General features: G+C 62.5%; 28 protein-coding genes and 1 riboswitch. Of the genes, 14 read left to right on the top strand and 14 right to left on the bottom strand.

The features are described from left to right. Positions 1-12: 12 nt before the first annotated feature. Positions 13-627: a DUF6656 family protein gene (locus C5J26_RS12405; protein WP_105402195.1), complete on the bottom strand. Its 615-nt coding sequence runs from the start codon at positions 625-627 to the stop codon at positions 13-15. A gap of 165 nt (positions 628-792) precedes the next feature. After that, a riboswitch (cobalamin riboswitch) is annotated at positions 793-1026 on the top strand. 100 nt (positions 1027-1126) lie between these two features. Here C5J26_RS12405 and C5J26_RS12400 point away from each other — a divergent pair. The 3 genes from C5J26_RS12400 (at position 1127) to C5J26_RS12390 (ending at position 3548) form a co-directional block, all read left to right on the top strand. Next, positions 1127-2371, top strand: a complete 1245-nt coding sequence (locus C5J26_RS12400; RefSeq protein WP_105402028.1) for an aromatic ring-hydroxylating dioxygenase subunit alpha — start codon at positions 1127-1129, stop codon at positions 2369-2371. A gap of 108 nt (positions 2372-2479) precedes the next feature. After that, positions 2480-2902: a BA14K family protein gene (locus tag C5J26_RS12395; protein ID WP_105402027.1), complete on the top strand. Its 423-nt coding sequence runs from the start codon at positions 2480-2482 to the stop codon at positions 2900-2902. 193 nt (positions 2903-3095) lie between these two features. Then, on the top strand, positions 3096-3548 hold the full coding sequence (locus C5J26_RS12390) for a BA14K family protein (protein ID WP_105402026.1): 453 nt from the start codon (positions 3096-3098) through the stop codon (positions 3546-3548). Positions 3549-3615: 67 nt separating this feature from the next. Here the strand turns inward: C5J26_RS12390 and C5J26_RS12385 are convergent, their stop codons facing one another. Beyond that, the gene (locus C5J26_RS12385) at positions 3616-4611 is read right to left on the bottom strand and encodes a transporter (protein ID WP_105402194.1); all 996 of its coding nucleotides are present in this window, start codon (positions 4609-4611) and stop codon (positions 3616-3618) included. A 134-nt stretch (positions 4612-4745) separates the two neighbouring features. Between C5J26_RS12385 and C5J26_RS12380 the strand changes: the two genes are divergently transcribed. The 5 genes from C5J26_RS12380 (at position 4746) to C5J26_RS12360 (ending at position 8410) form a co-directional block, all read left to right on the top strand. Continuing rightward, complete coding sequence (locus tag C5J26_RS12380) at positions 4746-4961, top strand: antitoxin MazE family protein (RefSeq protein WP_105402025.1); 216 nt, start codon at positions 4746-4748, stop codon at positions 4959-4961. Beyond that, on the top strand, positions 4961-5281 hold the full coding sequence (locus tag C5J26_RS12375; protein ID WP_105402024.1) for a type II toxin-antitoxin system PemK/MazF family toxin: 321 nt from the start codon (positions 4961-4963) through the stop codon (positions 5279-5281). The genes C5J26_RS12380 and C5J26_RS12375 overlap by 1 nt, the downstream gene beginning before the upstream one ends. Positions 5282-5388: 107 nt before the next feature. Beyond that, positions 5389-7182: an acyl-CoA dehydrogenase gene (locus C5J26_RS12370; RefSeq protein ID WP_105402023.1), complete on the top strand. Its 1794-nt coding sequence runs from the start codon at positions 5389-5391 to the stop codon at positions 7180-7182. Positions 7183-7193: 11 nt separating this feature from the next. Then, positions 7194-7952, top strand: a complete 759-nt coding sequence (locus C5J26_RS12365) for a crotonase/enoyl-CoA hydratase family protein (protein WP_105402022.1) — start codon at positions 7194-7196, stop codon at positions 7950-7952. Positions 7953-8035: 83 nt separating this feature from the next. Then, on the top strand, positions 8036-8410 hold the full coding sequence (locus C5J26_RS12360; protein ID WP_105402021.1) for a hypothetical protein: 375 nt from the start codon (positions 8036-8038) through the stop codon (positions 8408-8410). A 26-nt stretch (positions 8411-8436) separates the two neighbouring features. Here C5J26_RS12360 and C5J26_RS12355 read toward each other — a convergent pair whose 3' ends face one another. Next, positions 8437-9681 carry a class I SAM-dependent RNA methyltransferase gene (locus C5J26_RS12355; RefSeq protein ID WP_105402020.1) on the bottom strand — a complete coding sequence of 415 codons (1245 nt, stop codon included), beginning with the start codon at positions 9679-9681 and terminating at the stop codon, positions 8437-8439. Further along, positions 9678-10442, bottom strand: coding sequence for a TlyA family RNA methyltransferase (locus C5J26_RS12350; protein ID WP_105402019.1), 765 nt, complete (start codon positions 10440-10442; stop codon positions 9678-9680). Before C5J26_RS12350 ends, C5J26_RS12355 begins: the two co-directional genes overlap by 4 nt. Before the next feature lie 153 nt (positions 10443-10595). On the opposite strand from C5J26_RS12350, the gene C5J26_RS12345 reads away from it, so the two are divergent. From C5J26_RS12345 to C5J26_RS12325, 5 genes are all read left to right on the top strand, one after another. After that, complete coding sequence (locus C5J26_RS12345; RefSeq protein ID WP_105402018.1) at positions 10596-12536, top strand: methyl-accepting chemotaxis protein; 1941 nt, start codon at positions 10596-10598, stop codon at positions 12534-12536. Positions 12537-12658: 122 nt separating this feature from the next. After that, positions 12659-13654: a DUF4424 domain-containing protein gene (locus C5J26_RS12340; RefSeq protein WP_105402017.1), complete on the top strand. Its 996-nt coding sequence runs from the start codon at positions 12659-12661 to the stop codon at positions 13652-13654. 122 nt (positions 13655-13776) lie between these two features. After that, a complete protein-coding gene (locus C5J26_RS12335) occupies positions 13777-14370 on the top strand; it encodes a cytochrome b (RefSeq protein ID WP_105402016.1) in 594 nt (197 codons plus the stop codon). Beyond that, positions 14367-14954 (top strand): YceI family protein, encoded by a 588-nt coding sequence (locus C5J26_RS12330; RefSeq protein ID WP_105402015.1) that lies wholly within the window; start codon positions 14367-14369, stop codon positions 14952-14954. Before C5J26_RS12335 ends, C5J26_RS12330 begins: the two co-directional genes overlap by 4 nt. A 257-nt stretch (positions 14955-15211) precedes the next feature. Then, a complete protein-coding gene (locus C5J26_RS12325) occupies positions 15212-16051 on the top strand; it encodes a 2OG-Fe(II) oxygenase (protein WP_105402014.1) in 840 nt (279 codons plus the stop codon). A gap of 24 nt (positions 16052-16075) precedes the next feature. Here C5J26_RS12325 and dxs read toward each other — a convergent pair whose 3' ends face one another. The 9 genes from dxs to C5J26_RS12280 form a co-directional block, all read right to left on the bottom strand. Continuing rightward, positions 16076-17995 (bottom strand): 1-deoxy-D-xylulose-5-phosphate synthase, encoded by a 1920-nt coding sequence (gene dxs / locus C5J26_RS12320; RefSeq protein ID WP_105402013.1) that lies wholly within the window; start codon positions 17993-17995, stop codon positions 16076-16078. Positions 17996-18095: 100 nt separating this feature from the next. Further along, a complete protein-coding gene (locus C5J26_RS12315; RefSeq protein WP_105402012.1) occupies positions 18096-19019 on the bottom strand; it encodes a pirin family protein in 924 nt (307 codons plus the stop codon). 10 nt (positions 19020-19029) lie between these two features. Further along, positions 19030-19365, bottom strand: coding sequence for a DUF86 domain-containing protein (locus C5J26_RS12310; protein ID WP_105402011.1), 336 nt, complete (start codon positions 19363-19365; stop codon positions 19030-19032). Positions 19366-19381: 16 nt separating this feature from the next. Continuing rightward, a complete protein-coding gene (locus C5J26_RS12305; RefSeq protein WP_046631073.1) occupies positions 19382-19693 on the bottom strand; it encodes a nucleotidyltransferase family protein in 312 nt (103 codons plus the stop codon). 40 nt (positions 19694-19733) lie between these two features. Next, entirely contained in the window at positions 19734-20093 is a 360-nt protein-coding gene (locus tag C5J26_RS12300; protein ID WP_105402010.1) for a DUF1850 domain-containing protein, read from the bottom strand. A 10-nt stretch (positions 20094-20103) separates the two neighbouring features. Then, positions 20104-22212, bottom strand: a complete 2109-nt coding sequence (locus C5J26_RS12295) for a TRAP transporter permease (protein WP_105402009.1) — start codon at positions 22210-22212, stop codon at positions 20104-20106. Positions 22213-22397: 185 nt separating this feature from the next. Beyond that, complete coding sequence (locus C5J26_RS12290) at positions 22398-23369, bottom strand: TAXI family TRAP transporter solute-binding subunit (RefSeq protein WP_206051179.1); 972 nt, start codon at positions 23367-23369, stop codon at positions 22398-22400. 125 nt (positions 23370-23494) lie between these two features. Beyond that, on the bottom strand, positions 23495-23749 hold the full coding sequence (locus tag C5J26_RS12285; RefSeq protein WP_105402008.1) for an exodeoxyribonuclease VII small subunit: 255 nt from the start codon (positions 23747-23749) through the stop codon (positions 23495-23497). Between the two features lie 3 nt (positions 23750-23752). Beyond that, positions 23753-24685 (bottom strand): histone deacetylase family protein, encoded by a 933-nt coding sequence (locus C5J26_RS12280; RefSeq protein WP_105402007.1) that lies wholly within the window; start codon positions 24683-24685, stop codon positions 23753-23755. A gap of 147 nt (positions 24686-24832) precedes the next feature. Between C5J26_RS12280 and C5J26_RS32680 the strand changes: the two genes are divergently transcribed. Further along, positions 24833-25231: a thioesterase family protein gene (locus C5J26_RS32680; RefSeq protein WP_172745840.1), complete on the top strand. Its 399-nt coding sequence runs from the start codon at positions 24833-24835 to the stop codon at positions 25229-25231. Between the two features lie 14 nt (positions 25232-25245). Here C5J26_RS32680 and C5J26_RS12270 read toward each other — a convergent pair whose 3' ends face one another. After that, positions 25246-25809, bottom strand: a complete 564-nt coding sequence (locus C5J26_RS12270) for a biotin transporter BioY (RefSeq protein ID WP_105402192.1) — start codon at positions 25807-25809, stop codon at positions 25246-25248. Positions 25810-25823 lie beyond the last annotated feature (14 nt).

Below are 25823 nucleotides of genomic sequence, written 5' to 3'. Positions count from 1 at the left end.
ACCCGGGCGTCTTCAAAGCTTTTTGATGATCTCGCGGAGCATTTCGTTGGAAGTGCCGAGCATCAGCACGTTCTTGATGGCTTCCATCGGATCGTTGGTCTGGAACAGAAGGCCGTTCTTGCGGATCGTGCGGTTGATCTGCAGCGGTTGACCCGCCTCGCGTTCGACCGCAACGGCAAAATACATGCGCGAATTGGCCGGGCTGATATGCTCGAAGAACGTTTCTTCCTCGCCGATCTTGGAGAAGAAGTTGGCGATATAGAACGACCAGCTCACCGGGCCGCCGCGTGGAAGAAACGTCCTTGCCGCCGTGACATGGCAATAGCCGAGATGCGGCCGTTCATCGAGCGTGTGGTGGAAGATGATCTTCGGAAAGTTGATCGAGCGATGGAAGGAGTTGATCCGGTTGTGGCTCGTTTCCCCAGCTGCCTCGAGCCTTTTGCCCGTGCGCTCGGCGACTTCGTTATGGGTGAGATAGCGGCGCTCTTCCGGCAGCCAGACCGGATTGTAGCGGGAGCTGCGCCCCGTCCGGAGGAATTCGGAATGGGAAGCAGTCTTCACTACCACCGGCGCCGGAGGCGGTGGTGGAGGGGCTTTGTAGTAACGGATCTTTCCCTTGGCCTGCACGGTGGCATCGCTCCCATTCACGCCGGGATTTTATGGCTTATCCCTTAATGACAGGTTTCGCTTTCGCGTGGCTGGAGTGTTGCATTTTGGGCCGTTTCGCCGCTGTCGCCAACGCGGTTGCCGATGTCGCAATGTCGCCTATGCGACACGCTCGCTCGATGATTATATCCGCCTCGATCTCGAGGTGCCGCCTGACTAGGGAAGGCGGAGAATTGGGAAGCCGGCAGGGTCTTTAGAAACCCTAATCTGGCGCTGCCCCCGCAACGGTGGTGGAGCAATAAGGCACGGCATGAGCCACTGGGAAAGAGCCGCAAGGGCCACCCGGGAAGGCGCCGAGCCGGTCCCCTGAACGGGACAAGCTCCTGAGCCCGGAAACCAGCCTCGGGATCAAAAATGACGACCGGACGCGGCGGGCGTTCGGGACAGGGTGTTGGGTGGGCCTTGAGGCCGGCCGGCATTTCCATGTCCTTCCGCTGTCCACATTGACGAGGAAGATAATATGGAAATTCGCAATCAAGCCCTGCGGCAGCTTAAGAACCGCCGTGAAGGCTTCAGCCTCGAACAGCCCTTCTATACCGATCCCGCCTATTTCAAGCTCGATCTGGAAATGATCTGGTATCGCGACTGGCTGTTCGTCGGGCATGATTGCGAGCTGCCCAAGGCCGGAGCCTATTTCACCCTGCAGATCGGCGATTATCCGGTCGTCGTCGTGCGCGGCCGCGACAACCAGATCCGGGCGCTGCACAATACCTGCCGCCATCGCGGCAGCCGCGTCTGCACCAAGGAGCATGGCTCGGCGGTCCGGCTCGTCTGTCCCTACCACCAATGGACCTACGAGCTGGACGGCTCGCTTCTGGTCGGCCGCCAGATGGGCCAGGACTTCGACAAGACCCAGTTCAGCATGAAGAAGGTCCATTGCGAAAGCGTGGCGGGCTTTATCTTCATCTGCCTTGCCAACGAGGCGCCGGATTTCGCGCCGGTTCGTGCGGCGATCGAGCCCTATATGGCCCCGCATCGCCTCTCGGAAGCCAAGGTCGCGCACCAGTCGACGATCATCGAGAAGGGCAATTGGAAGCTCGTCTGGGAAAACAACCGCGAGTGCTACCACTGCGCCGCCAACCATCCGGAGCTCTGCCGCACCTATCCGGAATCGCCCACCGCGACCGGCGTCCAGGGTGCCAAGGACGATCCGGTCATCGCCGCCCATTGGCAGCGTTGCGAGGAGGCTGGGTTGCCGAGCGAGTTCCGCATGGACGAAACCGGCCAGTTCCGCGTCGCGCGCATGCCGCTGATCGAGGATGCCGAGAGTTATACGATGAGCGGCCGCAACGCCGTGCAGCGCAAACTCTCCGAGGACGTGACGATCAACTCGATCGGCACCATGCTGCTCTTCCACTATCCGAGCAGCTGGAACCACATTCTCGGCGACCATGCGATTTCGTTCCGCGTCACCCCGCTGGGGCCGGAGGAAACGGCGGTCACCACAAAATGGCTGGTCCACAAGGATGCGGTCGAGGGCGTCGACTACAATCTCGAAGAACTGACCCATGTCTGGAACATGACCAACGACCAGGACCGCCAGATCGTCGAGGAAAACGCCTTCGGCATCCGCTCGCCCGCTTATGAGCCGGGTCCCTATTCGCCACTCCACGAAGGCGGCGTCATGCAGTTCGTCGAATGGTATTCGAACTTCATGGTCAACCGGCTGCAGGGCGACCAGGCGCAACTCTCGATCGTCGCCTGATCGCCAATTCGTGATCTGCGGTGATCGGTGCCGGGTACGTCTTCAGGAACCGAAACCTGCGTCTGGCGTTGTTTTCCGATTAAAAATCAGAATGAGGAAACACACCGCATGAACGCCTTTCGTCTACGTCTGACTGCGGCGGCGGTTGCCATCGCGACCACCTTTGCCGGGCTTGTGCCAGCGCAGGCCATTCAGATGCCGGCTCCCCCGTCAGGCATTTCGGCCGCCGGCGATGTCACCAATGTCCAGTACCGTCGCGACTTCCGGCGTGACCGCTATGGCTGGTATCGCGGCCACCGCGGTTATCGCGATCGCCGGCCCGGCTACCGTTACTACAACGGGTTCTGGTTCCCGCTCGCCGCCTTCGGCGCCGGTGCCATCATCGGTGGTGCCATACAGGCCGACCGGGGCGGCTATTCGAGCCGTCACGTCGCCTGGTGTGAAAGCCGTTATCGCAGCTATCGGGCCTGGGACGATACCTATGCGCCGCGCGCCGGCGTGCGGGCACGCTGCATCTCGCCTTACAGATAAGCAAGCGTTGGCCACCTCTACGCCAAGCCCGGTCGCGGCATATGTCAGCGGCCGGGCTTGCTTCGTCGCGGCGCACGTTAATTGCGCATTCAGGATGAACTTCCTAAGGTTGCGGCAAAATTGAAATTCACTGCATACTGAAATAATTGGCTGTCGAAAATTGAAACATAGACAAGGGATCTGGGGACCTAACATGACTCTTTTGAAGAAGATCGCGGTTGCGGGCATCTCCGCTGCCGTTCTCGCCGGCTCTCTGATGCCGGCTCAGGCGATGCCGCTGCCGTCCGCTCCGGCCGCCGGGATCGAAACCAGCGCCGACACCGACGTGACCCTCGTGCAGTACCGTCGCCATGGCGGCGGTTGGTATGGCGGGCATCGCGGTTATCGCGACTACCGTCCGGGTTATCGCCGCCATAACGGCTACTGGTTCCCGCTGGCGGCATTCGGTGCCGGCGCCCTGATCGGCGGCGCCATTGCCTCCCAGCCGCGTTACGCCGAGCCTGCTCCGGCCTATGGCGGTGGCGACGATATCAATCCGCGCCACTATGAATGGTGCACCGATCGCTACCGTTCCTACGACGCCTATTCGAACTCGTTCCAGCCGAACTACGGCCCGCGCCAAACCTGCTATTCGCCTTATTTCTAAGAGCGCCCGGCAGGCATTATCCCACCCGTCCGGTATCGAACCCGGGCGGGTTTCGTTTGTCCAGCGGTCAGAGAATGCCGGTGCGCTTCAACAGCCACCAGGCGGCAAGTACCGAAATGCCGATCAGGCCGAAGGCATAGGCCGTTCCGCCGGAGCCTCCCTCGAAGGGTAGCGACGAGGTGTTCATTCCGAAAAAGCTGGTGACCAAGGTCGGCGGCAGCAGGAAGGCGGTCATCAGCGACAGGATGTAGAGGTGACGGTTGGTCTCTGAGGAGAGCTTCGAGTCGATTTCCTCGTGCAGCAGCCGCGCCCGCTCCTGCAGCGCGTAGACGTCGTGGTCCGCCGCCTCCAGCCGGCCGATCAGCCGCGAGGCTGCGTCGTCGAAACCGGGGGGCATCTCGTCGTCGTCGGTCGCCGCTGCCCGCCGCAGCAGCGTCAGCACCGTCCTCAGGTGCCGGTGCAGCCTGACCACCGTCCGCCTGATCGGCGCCAGCCGACGGCGTTCATCGCGCGGCGTGTTGTCGTAGACGAAATCCTCGATAATGTTCATTTCCTCGGTGAGCTCCATCACCAGCACGATCAGCGTGCGCTGGAACTCGGCGACCAGCGTCTCGAACACGTCGATCGGCTTTTTATAGCGCGAGGCGTTCTTTTCGATCGCCGCCCGCACCCGGTCGATCGAGCGCAGGGGCTGCAGGCGTGTGGTGATGATGATCCTGTCCGAGACGAAGAAGTGCAGCCAGCCGATATTGCGTGTCTCGCTGTCGAACTCCCGCTGGAAATCGACCAGGGTGCCATAGACGAGCTGCTCGTCGAGCGTCACGGCGGCGTGCGTGTCGTGGGTGGTGAGTGCGGCGAGAGCCGGCGGTGTCAGGCCTGGGAAGCTCTCCAGGAAGGCGTTGACCCGGCTGTCGGCGAGGTTGAGATGCAGCCACAGGAAGCCATCGCCGACATCGAGATCGCTGCGCGCCGCATCGAGCGGCAACCGGGTGCAGGGCGCCGATCCCGGATGGAAGCGATAGGCCCAGACGAGGCCTGGGACAGCGGGGTTCATGAGGGACATGGGCGAGGAATCCGGAAGCATAGGCATCACTCCATAGACCCTTTGTGTAACGCTCGTTTCAACAAGATTCTCTAAAAATTCCTTGAACGGTCCAGTGCCATTTGTTACATGTAACAAATCAAGGAGTATTTCATATGGCCAGTTCCGTGAATGAGCGCGTCAGAAAGCGTCGTGAAAATCTCCGAGCGTCCGGGTTGCGTCCAGTGCAAATTTGGGTTCCCGATACGCGGCGCCCTGGTTTTGCAGAGGAATGCCATCGGCAGTCGCGCTTGGTCGCGGCGGCGGATGCAGCAGATCCCGATCTGATGAAATTTCTGGATGAGGCCCTTGCTGATCTCGGGGAGCAATGATGCGCAGGGGCGATCTTGTGACGGTTGCTCTGGCTGGTGATTTCGGAAAACCGCGCCCCGCGCTTGTGATCCAATCCGACCTCTTCGACACGGACACGCTGACGGTTCTGCTGCTGTCCAGTACCATTGTGGATACGCCGCTCATCCGCATCATGGTCCAGCCCACGCCCAGCAACGCGCTCAACAGCCCCTCCCAGATCATGATCGACAAGGCGATGACCCTCAAGCGGGAAAAGATAGGGAGGGTTTTCGGCTCGATCGAAGATGACGTTCTCGTAGCCGTGAATCGGTCGCTTGCCGTGTTCTTTGGCTTGGCCTGAACATTGACAACCGCATTTACGTTTACGTAAAAAGCATATGAGGAATGCCGACGGAGCAGAATCGGCTAGAATCGGCAGTCACAGCTGCGCCTAGGAGGAGGAGCATCATGTACAAGGCACCGGTCGAGGAGATCGCCTTCACCCTGAACCATGTGGCGGGCCTTTCGGACGCCCTGGAGATCGGCAGGTTCGGCGACTTGAGCGCCGATCTGGTCGAGGCGATCCTGGAGGAGGCGGGGCGGTTCGCCGGCAACGAGATGGCGCCGCTCGGTGAGATCGGCGACAGACAGGGCGCCCGCCTCACCGACGGCAAGGTGACGACACCGGACGGCTGGCCGGAACTCTATCGTCATTGGCGGGAAGGCGGCTGGAACGGCCTGACCGCGCCGGAAGCCTATGGCGGTCAGAACCTGCCGCATATGCTGAACGTCGCAGCGCTCGAAATGTGGAATTCCGCCTCCATGGCCTTCGCGCTGGCGCCGACGCTGACCATGGGCGCCATTGAAGCGCTGGTCGCGCACGGCAGCGAGGCGCTGAAGGAAAAATACCTCGCAAAACTGGTGTCCGGCGAATGGACCGGCACCATGAACCTCACCGAGCCGCATGCCGGCTCCGATCTCGGCGTCCTGAAGACCCGCGCCGAGCGCGGCGACGACGGCAGCTACCGCATTTTCGGCCAGAAGATCTTCATCACCTGGGGCGAACACGACGCTGCCGACAACATCATCCATCTGGTGCTGGCGCGGCTTCCCGATGCGCCTGTCGGCACCCGCGGCATCTCGCTTTTCCTGGTCCCGAAATTCCTGGTGGGCGACGACGGATCGCTGGAGGCGCGCAACGACGTCTTCTGCCATTCGATCGAACACAAGCTCGGCATCCACGGCTCGCCGACCTGCACGATGATCTACGGCGACGGCAAATATTCTCCCGGAAACGAGGATGACAAGGGCGCGATCGGCTGGCTGATCGGCGAGGAGAACAAGGGCCTCGCCTGCATGTTCACGATGATGAACAATGCCCGCCTGGCGGTCGGCATGCAGGGCGTGGCGATCGCCGAAGCCGCAACCCAGAAGGCGGTCGCCTTTGCCAAGGAACGCACCCAGGGCAAGGCGCCCGGCTGGTCGGGGGAGGGAATGAGCCCGATCATCGACCACCCCGACATCGCCCGCACGCTGATCACCATGAAGGCGCTGACGCAAGGCGCTCGCGCCATCTGCTACGCCTGCGCCCACGCAACCGACATGTCGCACCACACCGAAGGCGACGAGGCCCGCCACTGGACCGAACGGGCAGCCCTTCTGACGCCGATCGCCAAATCCTTCGCGACCGATGCCGGCGTCGACGTCGCGTCGCTCGGTATCCAGGTGCATGGCGGCATGGGCTTCATCGAGGAGACGGGCGCTGCCCGTTACCTGCGCGACGCCCGCATCGCGCCGATCTACGAGGGCACCAACGGCATCCAGGCGATCGACCTCGTGATCCGCAAGCTGCCGCTCTCTTCGGGCGACCAGGTGCGCGGCTTCATCGGCGAACTGAAGGAAATCGCCGACAAGGTCTCGGCCTCCAACGATACGGCATTCGGCGAGACGGGAGATCGCCTGCGCGCCGCCATCGCCGCGCTCGAAACCGCCACCGGCTGGCTCCTGGAAACTCAAGGCGCCGGCAGGGCCGCCGATGCGCTTGCCGGTGCGACGCCCTATCAGCGCCTGTTCGGCCTGGTGCTGACCGGCTGTTATCTTGCCAAGGGCGCGCTTGTTGCCGCCGATAACGGCGGCCCGGAAAAGCGCGTCGCGCTCTGCCGCTTCATGGCCGAAAACCTGCTCGCCGAAACTTCGGCGCTGAAGGACCGCGTGATTTCAGGCGCCGAGAGCTTGCAAGCTGCCCGCGCGATCCTGGCCTGAAGGAGACATCCGTGAGCGACACCCATATCCTCGTCGAGCGCCCCGAGGCCCAGCCGGGCGTCATGGTGATCCGCTTCAACCGCCTGGAAAAGAAGAACGCCATCACCTCGGCCATGTACAACCGCATGACCGCCGCGCTCGAGGAGGCGAACCGCGACGATGCCGTACGTGCCGTCGCCTTCCTGGGCACCGATGGCTGCTTCTCCGCCGGCAACGACATGGGCGATTTCCTCGCCTATGCCATGTCAGGATCGAAGGAGGCGCCTGCCGCCGCCGTTTTCATCAAGGCCTTGGCGCTCGCCGAAAAGCCGCTGGTATCCGGTGTCGATGGTCTCGCGATCGGCATCGGCACCACCTTGAACATGCATTGCGACCTGACGGTCGCGTCCGCCCGCAGCCTGTTCAAGACGCCTTTCGTCGACCTGGCGCTGGTGCCGGAAGCCGCTTCCAGCCTGCTGGCGCCGAAAATCATCGGTCACCAGCGCGCATTTGCCATGCTGGTGGCGGGTGAGGGATTTTCCGCCCAGGCGGCGCTGGATGCCGGGCTGATCTGGAAGATCGTTGAGCCGCAGGCGGTCGAAGCCGAGACGCTGGCGCTTGCCGCAAGCCTTGCGGCGAAACCGCCCCAGGCCCTGAGGATCGCCCGCGACCTGGTGCGCGGACCGCGCGATGCGGTGCTTGCCCGCATGGATGAGGAACTGGTGCATTTCTCCGCCCAGCTCAAAAGTGCCGAGGCGCGGGCCGCCTTCGAGGCCTTCATGCGACGTTAACGGTGTCCCGCGGGAAACTCTGCTCCCGTCTTCTTTTGATGCAGCTTCAGCGCTAGATTGCCTCCACAATCTGGGAGGAAAGAATGTCCTATCGTTTCTGGTCGTGCTTGTTCGTATTGCTTCTGGGAATAGCGCCGGCGCAAGCCGAGACGCAGGCATTTCCGTTGCAGAGCCAGCCGCTGCAGCTCGCCCAGAGCCCCTCCGTCACCATCGGCCCGAACGGCGTCATCATCCGCCGTGACGACGATCGTGACCGGTATCGTGACGGGGACCGGGATCGCGACCGTGACCGCGATAGAGATCGCCCCCGCCCGCAGCGTTATGTCTGCGTCGTCTCTCCGCCGCCGAGCATGGATCGCCGTCGTCCCTTTGTCTGCAACGCCGAACCGGGCCGTGTCGGCGGCCGTTGCCGCTGCTCCGGCGTCGTCGGCAGCGGCACGCTCGATCTGGCTCGGTAAGAGGCCCTGCGGTCTTCTGCCCGAGCTTACTTCTGCAGCAGTACTACCGCCTCCACGTGCGGCGACCAGAGGAACTGGTCGATCGGGGTGACGGCCTTGATCTGGTATCCGCCGTCGACAAGAATTCTGAGGTCGCGGGCGAGCGTCAGCGGGTTGCAGCTGACCGCCACGACCGTCTTCACGCCAGACCGGACAAGTTCCTTCATCTGGACTTCGGCACCGGCGCGCGGCGGATCGAAGACGACGGCGTCGTAGTTCTTCAGCTCGGACACCATCATCGGCCGGCGGAAGAGGTCGCGCTTCTCCACCGATACCGGCTTCAGCCCCTGCGTGTTGCGGGCGGCGTGATCGAGCGCCTTGACCGACTTCTCGTCGCCTTCGACCGCATGCACCTTGGCGATGCGGGCGAGCCGGAGGGAAAATGTACCGGAGCCGGCAAACAGGTCGATGATCCGCTTGGCCTTGCCGACATGCGAAAGCACCAGTTCGGCCATCGCGTCTTCCGCCGGTTTCGTCGCCTGGGTAAAGGCGCCGGGCGGCGGGGAGACTTTGACACCGCCGAAATCCACCAGCGGCTTCTGCAATTCGATGACGATCTCGCCATTGGCAGAAACCCGCGCAATGTTTTTCAGCGCCAGCACAGTCTCGGTCACCAGGCGCCGCTGCTTGTCGTCGAGCGGCTTCAACCCGTCCGCGGCAAGGTCGAGGCCGGCAAGCGTTTCCAGAACCCCGATGCGGAACGTATCGGAGCCGGTCGCCAGCGCCTTGCCCACCGCACGGATCGCCTCGAGCCGGGCAACGATGCCGGGCGAGGCGATGGGACATTCGACGATCGAGACGATATGGTTGGTCTCGGCGCGGTTGAAGCCGAGCAGCAATTCCTTCTCGGTCCTGCGGGCGGAAAATACCACCCGACGGCGCTCGCCGGGATGGGCGATGACCAGCTCGCCCACTTCAGGCGTCAGGCCCTTGGATTTCAGCGCCTCGACGACGAGGTTGCGCTTGAAGGCGTGGTAGGGCGCGTCGGCCAGATGCTGCAGCGAACAGCCGCCGCACGCGTCGCTGTCAGGCCCGAAGTGGCGGCAGGGCGGCGTGACCCGGTCCGGCGACGGGTTGGAAGTCGACATGACCGTGCCGTGATCGCCGTTGCGGGCGATCGCCAGCGTTTCGCCCGGAAGAGCGTAGGGCACATAAACCGGGCCGTCTTCGCCATTGGCGATGCCGTGGCCCTGGGCGCCGAGCCGGTTGATCGTGACGGTGACCGTGCTCATGAGGGTTCACCGGGCTTCACGCCTGCGAGCAGGTATTCCTGGTTGCCGTCGCCGCCGACGATCGGGGAGGGGATCAGCCCAAGGCTCGCCCAGCCGATATCTTCGACGAGCCAGCGTTCGAGTTCCGCTGCGACCTGGGGTGCCGTCTCCGGCTCCTTCAACAGCCCGGCCTTGCTGATCGCATCGCGTCCCGCCTCGAATTGCGGCTTGACCAGCAGCACGCAATGCGCGCCGGGCTCGGCAAGATCCAGCGCCGGCGCCAGCGCCAGTTTCAGCGAAATGAACGAGACGTCGGAGACGATGAAGGTGATCTCGCGGTCGTCGTAATCCTCGGCGGTCAGATAGCGGGCGTTGAGGCCTTCGATATTGGTGACGCGCGGCTCGGCGAGCAGACGCGGATGCATCTGCCCGTGGCCGACGTCGATCGAGGTGACATGTTCTGCGCCACGCATGACCAGCACTTCGGTAAAGCCGCCGGTCGAGGCGCCGATATCGAGACAGTCATGGCCTGCCGGGTCGAGCTTGAAGTGATCGAGCGCCGCGACAAGCTTCAGCGCCGCGCGGGATACGTAATCCTGCGCCGGGTCGTTGATGGTGAGTTGCGCGTCGAGCGGGAAGGTGAGGCTCGGTTTGGTGACGACACGGCCGTTGACGGTAACGGTGCCGCGAGCGATCGCGTCGCGCGCACGGGCCCGGCTCGCGACGAGATTGAGCGAGACGAGAAGCTGGTCGAGGCGTTGGTTTTCGGGAGTTGAGGACATGGGTGCAGTCAATGCCTGCCTATCGCCTGGCTTGCAAGGGGCTTGATCCATGAAAACTCGCGGCCGCGTTCAATCAAATTTTAATCATGTTCGGATTCTCTCCAGACTGGAGGAGATATCCAATGCTGTTTCAACTGAGAGCGGAAGCCACTGATGTCGCTTAAAAACCTATCCCTGAACAAGAAGCTGATCATCACCTTTGCGGCGTTGATGTCGGTCTGTCTGCTGGCGTCCGCCGGCGTTTATTGGCAGGCCTTGAAATCGAGCCGGTCTTCCGCGCAGCAGGTCGTTTCCCAGACCATCCTGATGCATGTGGACGCGGCGCTCGAAGCCATGCTGGAACAGGCCGTCAATCAGCGCGGCTTCCTGCTCTTCAAGAGCGACAGCACCTATGCGGATGTCTTCAATAACCGCGAGAAGATGATTGCGGCGATCGACGCCGCCAAGAAGGCCGCCGCCGGCATGCCGGATATGCTCGCCTCGCTCGATGCGATGCGGGCCGCAGCCGATGTGTTCCACACCCAGCTCACCGTTCCGCAGCTCGATGCGCGCAAGAACACCAGCAAGCCGATCGACGAAGTCATCGAGATCGGCCGCAACCAGTCCAAGGGCCAGCTCGACGTCTTCCGCGAGGCTGCCGCCAAGATCAAGAAGCAGGCTTTCGACCTGTCCACCGCCATGGTCAATGCCCAGACCCGCGCCCACACCGACCTGCTGCTGACGCTTCTGATCGGCGGCGGCATTGCCGGCCTGATCGCGGTTGCCCTCGTGCTGGCCCTGTCGCGCGTCATCGTCAAGCCGATCGTCGGCATGACGGACGCCATGACCAGCCTTGCAGCCGGCAATCATGACATCCAGGTCCCGGCTCTCGAACGCGGCGACGAAGTCGGCCGGATGGCCAAGGCCGTCACGGTCTTCAAGGACGCGGCCATCGAAAAGCAGCGCCTGGCCCGCGATGCGGATATCCTGCGCGGCACCAGCGAGCGCGAGCGCCTCGACAACGACGCCCACAAGGCCCGCGAAGCCGCCAATCTCGAGTTTGCGATCGACGCGCTTGCCACCGGGCTTGCAAGCCTTGCCGATGGCGATGTCGCCTACCGCATCGGAAAGCCGTTCTCCGGCAATCTCGACCGGCTGCGCACCGACTTCAACCAGGCGCTCGGCCGGCTGCAGTCAGCCCTCCAGGCGGTCGGTGAGAACGCCTCGGCGATCAGCTCCGGCGCGGGCGAGATCCGCTCCGCTGCCGACGATCTCGGACGTCGCACCGAACAGCAGGCCGCAGCCGTCGAAGAGACAGCCGCAGCACTCGAACAGGTGACGACGACGGTGAAGGAATCGGCCCGCCGTGCAGAAGATGTCGGCCAGCGCGTCGAGCGGGCCCGCATCGGCGCCGAGAAATCGGGCGAGGTGGTCCGCCGGGCGGTCTCCGCCATGGAGCAGATCTCGAAGTCGTCCGGCGAGATCAGCAATATCATCTCGGTCATCGACGATATCGCCTTCCAGACCAACCTGCTCGCGCTCAATGCAGGCGTCGAGGCGGCTCGCGCCGGCGAGGCGGGCAAGGGTTTCGCGGTCGTCGCACAGGAAGTCCGCGAGCTCGCTCAGCGTTCCGCCAATGCGGCAAAGGAGATCAAGGCGTTGATCACCACCTCCAGCCAACAGGTGGATGCGGGCGTCGCGCTGGTCGGTGAGACCGGCCAGGCGCTGGAAGCGATCGTCGGCGAAGTGCAGCAGATCAACCAGCACCTCTCCGCCATCGTCATCTCCACCCGCGAGCAGTCGACCGGCCTCCAGGAGATCAACACCTCCGTCAACGCAATGGACCAGGGCACGCAGCAGAATGCCGCCATGGTCGAAGAGCAGAACGCGGCAAGCCACAAGCTCGCCCAGGAAGCCCAGGCGCTCGATGCCCTGCTGAGGCAGTTCAACTTCGGGGGCACACCGGCAGCTCGGACTTCGCGTCCGGTTGCGGCCCCGTCGGCAGCCCGTCCCGTGGCATCGCCGGCAAATGCCCTGCGTTCCACCGTCGCCCGCGCCTTTTCCGGCAAGGCGGCGAGCGCCGCGGCCGTGAAGGAAGAGTGGTCGGAATTCTGATCCGCCCATATGGCTCGATCTCAAAGGCAGGCCGGAAGACCCTCCGGCCTGCCTTCTCTGTTTCAGCATTTGCGTCTATCTTCCGGCGGCCGGAAAGCCGGCAACGAACCGGAGGGACGGAAATGCGGTGGACCTTGCTGATCGGCGGGCTTTTGCTTGTCTCGAACCCGGCACTCGCCAACGATACCATGGCAGAGTTGAAGACGGGCGGGCTGATCTACGTCCAGACCTCCGACGTCTCCATGGCCGAGGAGCAGCTCTACATTTCCCGTGAGGAAGTGCTGGTCGATTACGTCTTCAAGAACACCAGCGACAAGGACGTCGAAAGCGTCATCGCCTTCCCAATGCCGGATGTTACCGGCAGCATGGACAGCAATATCGCGCTCGACGAGACCGACGCCGACAATTTCCTCGGCTTCTCCGTCGTGCAGGACAGCCGGCAGATCAAGCCGGAACTGCAGCAGCGGGTGCTGGCGGCAGGCGTCGACCGCACCGACGAACTTGTTGCGCGCAACATTCCGCTTCTACCCTATAGCGACAGGACGCTTGCCGCACTCAAGGCCCTGCCCGAAGACGTGAAGGCCGCCTGGATCGCCGAGGGGCTGGTGTTCGTCAACCGTTACGATGCCGGCAAGGGCTGGCAAGAGGACCTGACGCCTGCCTGGACGTTGCGATCGGTCTATTGGTGGAAGACGAAATTCCCGGCAGGCAAGCCCATCCGCGTCAGCCATCGCTACAAGCCGAGCGTCGGCGGCACTGTCGCCATGACCTTCATCGACCAGGGCAAGCCGGCGACCAACTACAAGGACTATGCCGAGCGCTACTGCATCGACGCCGCCTTCCTGAAGACGGCCGCAAAGCTCGAAGCCGCGGCTGGGAAAAGCGGCCCGAACTATACCGAGCAATGGGTGTCGTATATCCTCACCACCGGTGCCAACTGGGGCGGCTCGATCGGCAAGTTCAAGCTGACGATCGACAAGGGCAGGGCGCAGGACTACGTCAGCTTCTGCGGCAACGGTATTAAGAAGGTCGGCCCGACGACCTTCGAGATGACTGCCGACGATTTCTCCCCGGAAAAGGATTTGAATATCCTGTTCCTGACGGCCGCCGATCAGTAACGGCGGCACAAATCCCTATTCAATAATATTGAATGAGCGTGATCGTGCCGACGCTTGCCGCTTGGGTCGGAAAGTACGATGTTTCCACCCTGTGACTTGCCGAAGAATTCCGGAAACATCCCATGCCGCGTCGCTCCGCCGATGGCTATGATCTTGTCGCGATTGCTCTGCACTGGCTGATCGCGGTGCTGATCCTCGGCCTGCTGATCCTCGGCTTTGTCATGACCCGCCGATCGATCGATCCCGCCCTGCAGTTCCAGCTCTTCCAGTGGCACAAATCCTTTGGCATGCTGGCTCTTCTTCTGGCCGCCGTGAGGCTCGTCCGTTCGCTGAGCGTCGCGCGGGTGAAGCCCGCGGAAGGTCTGGGTATCCTGGAACGTCGCTCGGCACATGGGATGCACTACCTGCTGCTGACCTTGGCGGTGGCTGTGCCGGTGGCCGGCTGGATGATCGCCTCCGTGTCGCCGCTCGAAATTCCGACCTTCGCGTTCAACCTCGTCGTCATTCCGCATCTTCCGGTGCCGAAGTCGGAAGCTGCCGAGGCGTGGTGGACGACCGTCCATGCGGTTCTCGCCTATTCCACGCTGGCGCTCGTCTTCCTGCATTCCGCCGCCGCACTCTACCACCACTATGTCAGGCACGACGACGTGCTCACCCGCATGCTCGGCAGCCGGCACCGTACCGTCAAAACGTCAATCGAGGAGCCGGGACCATGACCCGCAAGGCAACCGTCATTGCAGCAATGCTGCTCACCATGTCGCTTCCACAGGCCAGCTTCTCCGCGGTCGACGTCCCGAGCCTCACGGAGGCGGCCGGGCGCTATGCCATCACGCCCGGTTCCCGTATCGCCTTTGCTGTGGATCAGGTCGGCGGCGGCGGCATCAAGGGCAAATTCGGCAAGTTTTCGGGCACGTTCAACCTGAAAGCCGGTGATCTCGCCCATTCCATGGTGAATTTCGACCTGAAGCCGGAAAGCGTCAGCACCGGCCAGGATCGTATCGATGCTTTCCTGCGCTCTGGCGCCGTCTTCGATTCCTCCCGGTTCGAGACGATCTCGTTCCGGTCGGAGCGGATCGAGCAGACCGGCCCGGACAGTGCCCGCATCACCGGCACGCTGACCGCCAAGGGGCATAGCTCATCCGAAATCTTCGATGTGAAACTGACCTCCTGGAACGGCCGAAAGATAGGCTTCAACGTCAGCGGCAAGATCTACCGCTCGCGCTATGCCATGGATGTCGGCACGCCGATCTATTCCAATGTCGTACAGTTCGACATGGTGATCGAGGGCGAGCGGAGCTAGAGACAGCGCCCCTCGATTGGCCCCATTACTTCATTCGACGTAGAAGCATACTGCTTCGGAGCCTTGCCTTGGAAAAGGGGTGCCGGGATGCTAGGCGCCGTCAACCGAACTTATTGATTCTATATCAGGATTTCAAAAGAAGAGGCTTGATTTGGAATCCCTCTAACAACTAACGCTTTCGAAGTATGGGCTTTTGGCATGCTTGCGCCATCCAAAAAACATGACACTGTGACCGAAGTATAGTTTGGGGGAGTGTAATGGCGCAGTTAGTATATCCCATTGATCCGGATACTCTTCTGGCAGATGTTGATGCTGCTCGCTCGATGGCCAGGAATTATGCTGAGGCTTACCAATCGGCATCGCCTTATCCGCATATCTGCATCGACAATTTCCTGCCCGAGCAGGTTCTGGAAAACGTCCTGGCCGATCTCAGGAACCGCCCGGAAAAGGAGACGACTTTTGCGAGGGCGCAGGAGAACAAGAAGGTCTCCTATGTTCCGGAGCGGCTTCCGGCCTACACCAAGAACCTGTTCTACGCGCTGAATTCGCGCCCCTTCATCCTGTTCCTGGAGGAGATGACCGGCATCGAGGGGTTGATCCCCGACCCGTTCTTTTTCGGCGCCGGCGTCCATGAGACCGCCAACGGTGGGCATCTCGATATCCACGCGGATTTCAATCTTCATTCCAAGATGAAGGTCGAGCGCCGTCTCAACACGCTGATCTATCTCAACAAGGGCTGGCGGGAGGAGTGGGGTGGTTCGTTCGAAATCTGGGACAAGGAGATGAAGGGCAAGGTGCACAGTTTCACCCCGCTGTTCAACCGCATGGTCACCTTCTCGACCACATCGGACTCCTTCCACGGCAATCCCAGCGTCGTGAACCATCCGGAGGACAAGACGAGGGACTCGATCGCCCTCTATTATTACACGGCGACCTGGGACGAATCCCGCAAGTCGCATTCGACGCTCTTCAAGCCGCGTCCGAACTCGGCGGATAAGAAGGACTATGCCGAAATCCGCCGTGACGTGCTGCGGGAGTTCACGCCGCCGATGCTCTATCGCAGGATCATCGGGCCCTTGAGCAGACTCGGTTTCTAGGCCGAGAGAACCCGACGGTCAGGCTCAACCGGCAAAGCCGACACCGATCTGCGGCTGGCCGAGCGTCCTGAAGACGGTCGAAACGATGCCGGCGCGGTCGAGGCCGGCCTTGGCGTACATCGCATCCGGGCTCGCCTGCTGCATCCAGATGTCCGGCAGCACCAGCGAGCGGATTTTCAGGCCGTTGTCGAGCAGGCCCTCGGTCGCGAGGAACTGCAGCACATGGCTGCCGAAGCCGCCGACCGCACCTTCCTCGATGGTGATGAGCACTTCGTGATGGCGGGCGAGCTGGCGGATCAGATCCTGGTCCAGCGGCTTGGCGAAACGCGCATCCGCAACCGTCGTCGAAAGCCCGGCAGCATCGAGATCCTCGGCTGCAAGCACACATTCCTTGAGGCGCGTGCCGAAGGAGAGCAAGGCGACCTTGGCACCCTGCTTCACCACCCGGCCCTTGCCGATTTGCAGAATCTGACCGCGTTCCGGCAGTTCGATGCCGACGCCTTCGCCGCGCGGATAACGGAAGGAGATCGGGCCGTCGTCATAGGCAGCAGCCGTGCGCACCATGTGCTTCAGCTCCGCCTCGTCGGCGGCAGCCATCACCACCATGCCCGGCAAAGTGGCGAGGAAGGTCGTATCGAACGATCCCGCATGGGTCGGCCCGTCGGCGCCGACAAGGCCGGCGCGATCGATCGGGAAGCGGACCGGCAGTCCCTGGATCGCCACGTCGTGGACGACCTGGTCGTAACCCCGCTGCAGGAAGGTCGAGTAAAGTGCGCAGAACGGCTTGAAGCCCTCCGCCGCAAGCCCCGCCGCAAACGTCACCGCATGCTGCTCGGCAATGCCGACGTCAAAGGTCCGGGCCGGGAAGACGTCCGCCAGCTTGTCGATGCCCGTGCCGTTCGGCATTGCGGCGGTGACGCCGACAATCTTCTCGTCGAGCCCTGCTTCCTGAACCAGCGCCTCGCCGAACACGCTCGTATAGCTCGGTGCGTTCGGCTTCGATTTCGCCTGCGCGCCGGTGATGACGTCGAACTTGTTGACGCCGTGGTATTTGTCCGCGGCGGCTTCCGCCGGCGCGTAGCCCTTGCCCTTCTGCGTCACCACATGGATCAGCACCGGGCCGCGGGCGTTGTCGCGGACATTGCGCAGCACTGGCAGGAGGTGGTCGAAGGAATGACCGTCGATCGGGCCGATATGGTAGAAACCCATCTCCTCGAACATGGTGCCGCCGGTGACGTATCCGCGCGCATGTTCGACGGCACGGGTGATTGCCCGGTCGACATTCTTGCCGAGGTAGGCGGTCAGTTTCTTGCCGAGATCGCGAAAGCCCATATAGGTGCGGCCGGAGGCGAGACGCGCCAGATAGGCGCTCATCGCGCCGGTCGGCGGGGCGATCGACATGTCGTTGTCGTTCAAGATGACGATCAGCCGCGCATCCAGCGCGCCGGCATTGTTGAGCGCCTCATAGGCCATGCCGGCAGACATCGCGCCGTCGCCGATGACCGCGATCACATTGCGCTTCGAGCCGGAAAGGTCGGCCGCGACCGCCATGCCGAGGCCGGCCGAAATCGAGGTGGAGGAATGGGCAGCGCCGAACGGATCGTATTCGCTCTCGGCCCGGCGGGTGAAGCCGGAGAGCCCGTCCTCCTGGCGCAGCGTGCGAATGCGGTCGCGCCGGCCGGTCAGGATCTTGTGCGGATAACACTGGTGGCCGACGTCGAAGATCAGCCTGTCGTCCGGCGTGTTGAATACCTTGTGGATGGCGATCGTCAGTTCCACGACGCCGAGGCCGGCACCGAGGTGGCCACCGGTCCGCGACACCGCATCGATCATCTCGTCGCGCAATTCGCGGGCAAGCTGCGTCAGGTGGCGATCTTCGATCTCGCGAAGATCGGCAGGAAGCATGACCTTGTCGAGCAATGGCGTGGCGGGAGTTGATGTCACGAATAGTGCCTTTTCTGCTCTTTTCCGGAAGCGTGTTCCTCCCCAAGATGAGAAGAAAGCAGGCTTTTTCAAGTTGCATGACCCGCGGTTCTATCCGATTTCAGGCTACGGGCAAGGGGACAAACTCCTCCTCGTCCCCGGGCACGATGTCGAAACGGCCGGTGCGCCACTCATCTTTCGCCTTTTCGATGCGCTCCTTGGAGGAGGAAACGAAGTTCCACCAGATGTAGCGCCTGGAGTTCAGCGCGGCGCCACCGAACAGCATCAGGTGACAGCCCGGAGCGCCGGCTTCGAGCGTTATATTGTCGCCCGGTCGGAAGACGAGAAGCTGGTCGGCTGCGAACCGGTCACCCGAAACGACGAGTTCGCCGGAGAGAATGTAGATCGCCCGTTCCTCATGCGCCGCTGCAAACGGGAAGCGCTTGCCAGCCTCGAGGCGGAGATCGACATAGAGCGTGTCGGTGAAGGTCGAGACCGGCGAGCCCAGGCCCTCGAAAGCGCCGATGACCACCCGGCCGTTCGCGCCGTCCGCATCGATAACCGGCATTTTTTCCTTGTCCGTGTGCGAGAAGGTCGGATCGATCTCCTCCCTGTCGTCTGGCAGTGCCAGCCAAGTCTGCAGCCCGGAGACCGACATCGGATGGCCGCGCAGGTTTTCAGGCGTGCGTTCCGAATGCACGATGCCGCGGCCGGCGGTCATCAGGTTGATGTCACCCGGCCGGATGACCAGTTCCGTGCCGAGGCTGTCGCGATGTTTGATTTCGCCATCGAACAGGTAGGTGACGGTGGAAAGCCCGATATGCGGATGCGGCTTGACATCAAGCGCCTCGTCGGCCCGCAGCAGCGCCGGTCCCATCCGGTCGAAGAAGATGAAAGGCCCCACCAGTCTTTTCTGCCGGCTCGGCAAAGCGCGCCGCACGGAAAACCCGCCGATATCGCTGGTGCGCGGAATGATCAGGTTCTCGATCGCATCACAGGCAAAGGCGTCACCCGCGACCGGGTCGTTTCCGGGAAAGAAGGACATGGGGTACTCGCTACAGTGTTTCCTGTTCGGCCGGATACTGCGCCAGGAACGTTTCGAGTTCAATGAGAAGGGGAGGGAGACGTTCGACGATGGTCGTCCAAATTACCGAATCCAGAACGCCCCTGTAGTCGTGGCGCAGAACGTTGCCTAGATTTCGTATGGCGAGCCAGTCATGCACCGGGAACAGCTCCTCGGCCAATGAACTGAGTTTGACCGCTGCTTCGGAAATGCGCGCAAAACATCGCTCGACGGCGTCACGGACCAGTCGATTTCCCGCGTATGCCTGAAAATCCATGCCCAGAGTATATTCAAGGATTGCAGCGCCATTCTCGACGATATCGCGCATCCGCGTCAGAGGGCGCTTAGAAGGCAATGGCGCGATCCCGTTCTATGGAGCGCCGCACGTTCTCCTTTTGAATCGGTTCGGCAATCACATCAACGTTTTCGTAGCCCGTAATTTCAGTGATACGCTCCTGCAGGATCGCTAAAGCACTGAAGTATCCGAGACCGGATTTGACTACGGGGTCGGTCAGCCTGACAAGAATATCGAGATCGGACTCCTCCGTCGCTTCACCTCTGGCGACAGAGCCAAAGACCGACACATGCTCCGCACCCGCAGCGCGCAGCTCGTCTTCATGCTCTCTCAGCTTGGCGATAACCAGATCCTTGTCCATATGGACAATATAGTGGAGCCCTCGGATTTGGTCGAGAGCGCTAGCGACACCCGCTTAAGCTCACCTCATCCCCAGCCGTCGCCCCAAGCTCGACGCAGCCGTCCGCATGACACAGCCTCCACCCACCCGGCGTCATGCCCGACGCCGCCAGCGAGATGCGTTCCTGCGGCGGCAGCGTCGGGTGCCAAACCCACCGGCCGTCCTTCAGCACCGCATCCGTCCCGGGCTCCATGCCGGCGCCGGACCCTTTCACCTCGGCTTGGCGAAGCTCCAGCCCGGCCGGCGTCACGGCCCAGGTCTCCCGCCATTCCGTCTTCTGCACCGAATGGGTCCAGGAGAGCGTGAACATCGAGAGAGCGAGCGCCGTCACCTTGCCGCCCGCCAGGATGCAGAGGCTCATTGCCCGGCGCTCATGTCAGTGCCGGTGCGGTAGGCGCATTGCGGTTGCGCCACCAGTGTTGGGCGACAACGACGACGCCGAGTATCCAGCCGAGTTCGTCGGTCCAGGGAAGTGCCATCACGAGGCTGGCACCGGCGATGAGGGCGAGCAGGCGCTCCCACGGTGCCATACGGGCAAAGAGGAAACCGACCACCACCGTGCCCCAGAGCGCGATGCCGAAGCATGCCTTGAGGAAGACATAGGCGACCTCGACCGGATAACCCCAAGCCGCAGCAATCGCGCCCGGGTCCTGTAGCATCAGAGCCGGCGTGTAGACGGCCATGAACGGTACGACGAAACCGGCGGTCGCGAGCTTGGTCGCCTCCACGCCGATCTTCAGCCCCGAGGTCTTGGCCATCGGTGCCGCCGCGAAGGCTGCGAGTGCGACGGGCGGGGTCAGGTCGGCCATGATGCCGAAATAGAAGACGAACATGTGGCTGACGATCAGCGGCACGCCGAGTTCCAGAAGGGCAGGCCCGGCAAGTGACGAGGTGATGATGTAGTTCGGGATCGTCGGAATGCCCATTCCGAGGATCAGGCAGGTGATCATCGTCAAGACCAGCGACAGGAACAGGTTGTGCTCGCCGACCCGGATGATGGCGCCGACAAAGGTCGAGGCGATCCCGGTCAGGGTCAGCGTGCCGATGACGATGCCGACGATGGCGCAGGCGATGCCGACCGGCAATGCGTTCTTGGCACCCTCCGCCATGGCGTCACGGCAGATCGCAAGCGTCTCGCGCCCGCCCTTGACGAAGATGCAGCCGACGATCAGGGCGAGGATGACGATCGCCAGGAAGTTGACCCCGTAACGCAGGAATGAGGCGGCGGCGATGCCGAGCACGACCCAGAAGACGAGACGGAAGGCGAGCGGGCCGATGCTTGCGGCAAGCGGCATGCCGAGGATCAGCACGATGACCAGCGCCAGCCCCATCGTGCCGGCGAAGATCGGCGTATAACCGGCAAACAGCAGGTAGACGAGGGCGGCGAGCGGCAGGATCAGCGGCCAGTGCTCCCTGACGGCCGCCCATGGGTTCGGCAGATCGGCCTTGTTCATGCCCTTGAGGCCGGCCTTGCCCGCCTCGAGGAACACCATCCAGAAGCAGACGCCGAAATAGAGCACGGCGGGGATGATTGCCGCCTTGACGATCTCCGCATAGGAGACGTTGAGCGTCTCGGCCATGATGAAGGCGACGGCACCCATGACCGGCGGCATGATCTGGCCGCCCATCGAGGAGGTCGCCTCGACGCCGCCTGCGAAGGCGGAGCGGAAACCGAAGCGCTTCATCAGCGGAATGGTGAACTGGCCGGAGGCGACGACATTGGCGACGCCCGAGCCGGAAATCGTGCCCATCAGCGCCGACGACATGACGCAGACCTGTGCCGGCCCGCCGCGCCAGGTGCCGACGAGGCCGAGCGCGAAATCGTTGAACAGCGCCAGCATGCCCGCGCGTTCCAGAAACGCGGCAAAGACCACGAAGATGAAGATATAGGCCGCCGAGACGTAGATCGGCGTGCCGTAAATGCCTTCGGTGCCGTAGGCGAAATTCTCGATGATCTGTTCGAAATCATAGCCGCGATGGATGAACGGGCCGGGGGCGTATTGCCCAAAAAAGCAGTAGGCGAGGAATATGGCTGCGATGATCGTCAGCGGCAGACCCATCAGCCGCCGCGCCGCTTCGAAGACGAGCACGATGAGCACCGCCCCGATGACGAGGTCAGGCATCGTCAGGAAACCGCTGCGCTGGATGAGGTCGGTATAGAACACCCAATTATAGATGCCGGTGAGGAAGCCGACGATGCCGAGCGACCAGAACCAGATCCTGCCGGCTTTCGTCTTGGCGACGAGATTGCCGATCAGCACGAAACCGAGCAACAGCAGGAAGCCCACATGCATGGCGCGGACGATCTGGCTCGCAAGCGTGCCGTAGGCGGCGGTCCAGAGCTGGAAAAGGGTAAAGCCAAAGGCGATCCAGAAGGCAATCCGCCCGGTGATCCCTTCGCCGAAACCGGCCGGCAGGCCCTCGATCGGCTCTTCGGCCGAGTGTGAGGTGATCGAGTTTTGCGTTGGGGTTTCGGACATTGGTTCTCCGAGGTCTCCGTTGCCCCTCACCTTAATCCTCTCTTCGCTCAGGGGAAGAGGATAGGTGACCCAAACGGCGTTGGAGGGGGACGGATACAGTTGCGGCATAACTCCTTCTCCCCGTGAAGACGGGGAGAAGGTGGCGGCAGCCGGATGAGGGGCAAATCGCTCTCATCCTCGCTCGTTTACTTCATCAACCCGGCTTCCTTGTAATACCGTTCGGCGCCCGGATGCAGCGGCACCGGCATGCCTTCGAGCGCCTTTTTCGGGTCGATCGCCTTTGCGGCGGCGTGGGCTGCGGAAAGTTTCGGCAGGTTGGAGAACAAGAGCTTGGTCATCTGGTAGACGGTCTCGTCGGACACGCCCGAATGGGTGATCAGGAAGTTGCCGACGGCGGCGGTCTCGACATCCGCGGTCTGGCCCTCATAGGTGCCGGCCGGGATTTTCACTGAAATGTAAGGCGCGCCAATCTTGGCGACTTCGGCGGCAGGGATCGCCACCACGTTGATCTTCACCGAGGTCGCAAGGTCGCGAATCGAAGCGACGCCGAGACCAGCCGACTGAAGCGTCGCATCGAGCTGGCGGTTCTTGATCAGCTCCACGGATTCGGCGAACGGCAGGTACTCGGTCTTGCCGAGATCCTTGTAGGACATGCCGGCAGCGGTGAAGATGGCGCGGGCGTTGAGTTCCGTGCCGGAGGCAGGTGCGCCGACGGACAGGCTCTTGCCCTTGAGATCGGCGAGCGTCTTCACGCCGGAATCGGCGCTGGCGACCACCTGGATATAGTTCGGGTAGATGGCGGCGATGCCGCGCAGCTTGTCGAGCTTGGCGGGAAAGCCCGCTTCCTTGTTGCCCTTCCAGGCTTCCTGGACGGAATCGCCGAGCGAGAAGGCAATCTCGCCGCGTCCTGCCTGCAGCAGGTTAAGGTTTTCGACGGATGCCTTGGTGGCCTGCACCTGGGTGCGCGCGTCCTTGATCCCCTGTCCGTAGATTTCGGCAAGCGCCACGCCGAGCGGATAATACACGCCGGACGTGCCACCGGTCAGCACGTTGATGAATTCCGCAGCCTTCGCGCCGACGGCGGAAAATGCCGTCGAAACGGCAAGTGCCGCCACGAACATGAGATTGATTTTACTGGACTTCACGCCGAAATTCATAATGGTCTCCTCCCAAAGTAACCACTTAGATGGCGGCTATCATGGGGAGGCGGTCCCGGTGCGTCAATCGGTTTGTGACGCAATCCTTGCGAAGGTTGTAAGACTTTGGTTTTAGGCTGCGGCGGTCACTCGCCGTCGAGCGGTTCGACGCCCTGCAGCTTGCCGGCGCGGTCGAGGCGGATCTTTTCGATGCGGTTTTCAGCGGCCGTCAGCAGCTTTTCGCAATGTTTCTTCAGCGCTTCGCCGCGTTCGTAGATGGCGATCGATTCGTCGAGCGCCACATCGCCCCGTTCCAGCCGCGCCACGATGCTTTCGAGTTCGGCAACGGCCTTCTCGAAGGAATAGCCGCTCACATCGAGGCTCTCGGTGTTTTCGGTCATCGTCTATCCCTTCATCAGTCTGCAGATGTGCATGCCCGCCGATTCGGCGAGCCCCTCCAGATCATATCCGCCCTCGAGCAGGCTGACGATACGGTTGCCGGCATATTTGCCGGCGATCTCCATCAGCCGGCCGGTCGCCCAGTCGAAATCGTCGCCGACGAGATTGATCTGCGCCAGTGGATCGCGGTGATGCGCATCGAAGCCGGCCGAGATGATGATGAAATCCGGCCGGAAATTGTCGAGCGCCGGCAGCACGCGCGATTTGAAGGCCTCGCGAAAATATTCGCTGCCGGTATCGGGCGAAAGCGGGGCGTTGACCACGTTGTTCTTGGTGCCGGTCTCGTCCTTTGCGCCGGTGCCGGGATAAAGCGGCATCTGGTGCGTCGAGCAGAACAGCACCGACGGATCGTCCCAGAAGATGTCCTGCGTGCCGTTGCCGTGATGCACGTCCCAATCGACGATGGCGACGCGCTCGATGCCGTATTTTTGTTGCGCATGGCGGGCGGCGATCGCCGCATTGTTGAACAGGCAAAAGCCCATCGCCTTGTCTTTTTCCGCGTGATGGCCGGGGGGCCTTGCCGCGACGAAGGCGTTATCGACCTTGCCGGTCGCCACGTCGTCGACGGCCGCCATCGCACCGCCGATGCCAGTCAGCGCGGCCTGAAAGCTCTTCGGCCCCACATAGGTATCCGCCTCGATCTGGCGGATCGTATCCTCCTCGGGGATTTCGCGCATGACAGCGCGCAGGTGCTCCTCCGGATGCGCGAGCAGAACCGCGTCCTCGTTCGCCTGGGGAGCTTGCCTGCGGTCGAGCCTGGCGAAATTCGGATGTTCCAGCGCGATCGCCAGCGAGCGCAGCCGGTCCGCCCGTTCGGGATGTCCTTCGGGCGTGCTGTGTTCGAGGAAGATCTTGTGTTCGTAAAGGCGCGTGGTCATGCGGCGGCCTCGTCAGGGGTCAGTCCGGTCTGGACCTTTCCGACATGGCGCAGAAAGCTGACTTTTTCAAGCCGCAACCCCTTGCTCTTGCGCTTGTTTAGCTTGAAAGAATGGTCTTACATAGTGGGGTGCAACCCAGAGGGTATCGTGGCCAAAGAGTCAGTCAAGTCTCAGGAATTCCGGGTTCCTTTCCGCGATGTCGACATGCACGGGGAGATGTTCCGGTCGTCCTATGTCGTGCGGGCGGAAGAAGCCGTCACGGAATTCTGGCACCGCCGCAAGCCGCAGAAGGACGATCCGTTCTTCAGGATCGGCAAGATCACCTGCACGTTTCACTCGGCCTTGAAGCTGGGCGACGTCGTCCACACGCATATCGGCGTCAGCAAGATCGGCGGAAAATCGGCAGGTTTCCTCGTGCATATGCTGCGGGGCAACGAGGCCGTCGCGGAAGCAGAGATCGTCTGGATGACCTGCGACCCCGAAAGCGGTGAACCGGTGCCGCTCCCCGAAGATCTGCGCGACTGGCTCTACCAGTTCCTGGACTAATTGGACGCGGCCGATCAGGCCCGTTGCGGCAGCAACGGATAACCGACCATCACGGCGCGGCCTGCAAGTGCCGCGATCATCGCCTTCAGAACATCGCCCGGAACGAAGGACAGGTCGCCGATGAAGGCGGTCGGAAGCCCGGTGCCCGTGACATAGGCGAGATAGAAGATGCCGAGCGCATGGTCCACAACCACGCCGCCGAGCAGGGCCGCGAGGAAAAAGCCGGTGATCTGTACGAGGCCGCTCTGCGAACGATCGACGAAACGCTCGGAGCAATAACCGGTGATGACGGCCGCGAAGAACCAGCCGACGAGATAACCGGCGGTCGGAGAGGCGAAGGTGGCAAGGCCGCCGCGTCCACCCGATAGAACCGGCAGGCCGATCGCGACCAGCAGCAGGACCAGAAGCACCGCGAAACCGCCGCGCTTGGCACCGAGGATGACGCCCGCCAGCATGACGCCGAGCGACTGCGCGGTGATCGGCACGGGAATGAAGCCGAGCATGATCGGCGGCACGAGACCGAGCGCCACGATAATGGCGGCAAAAAGGGCGGCCAGAACGAGATCACGGGTGGTCATGCTATGCGAATCCC

Source organism: Neorhizobium sp. T7_12 (assembly GCF_002968535.1).
GTDB lineage: Bacteria > Pseudomonadota > Alphaproteobacteria > Rhizobiales > Rhizobiaceae > Neorhizobium > Neorhizobium tomejilense.
The sequence above is the reverse complement of the archived record's forward strand: the minus strand, read 5'-3'. Positions and strand labels throughout refer to the sequence as shown.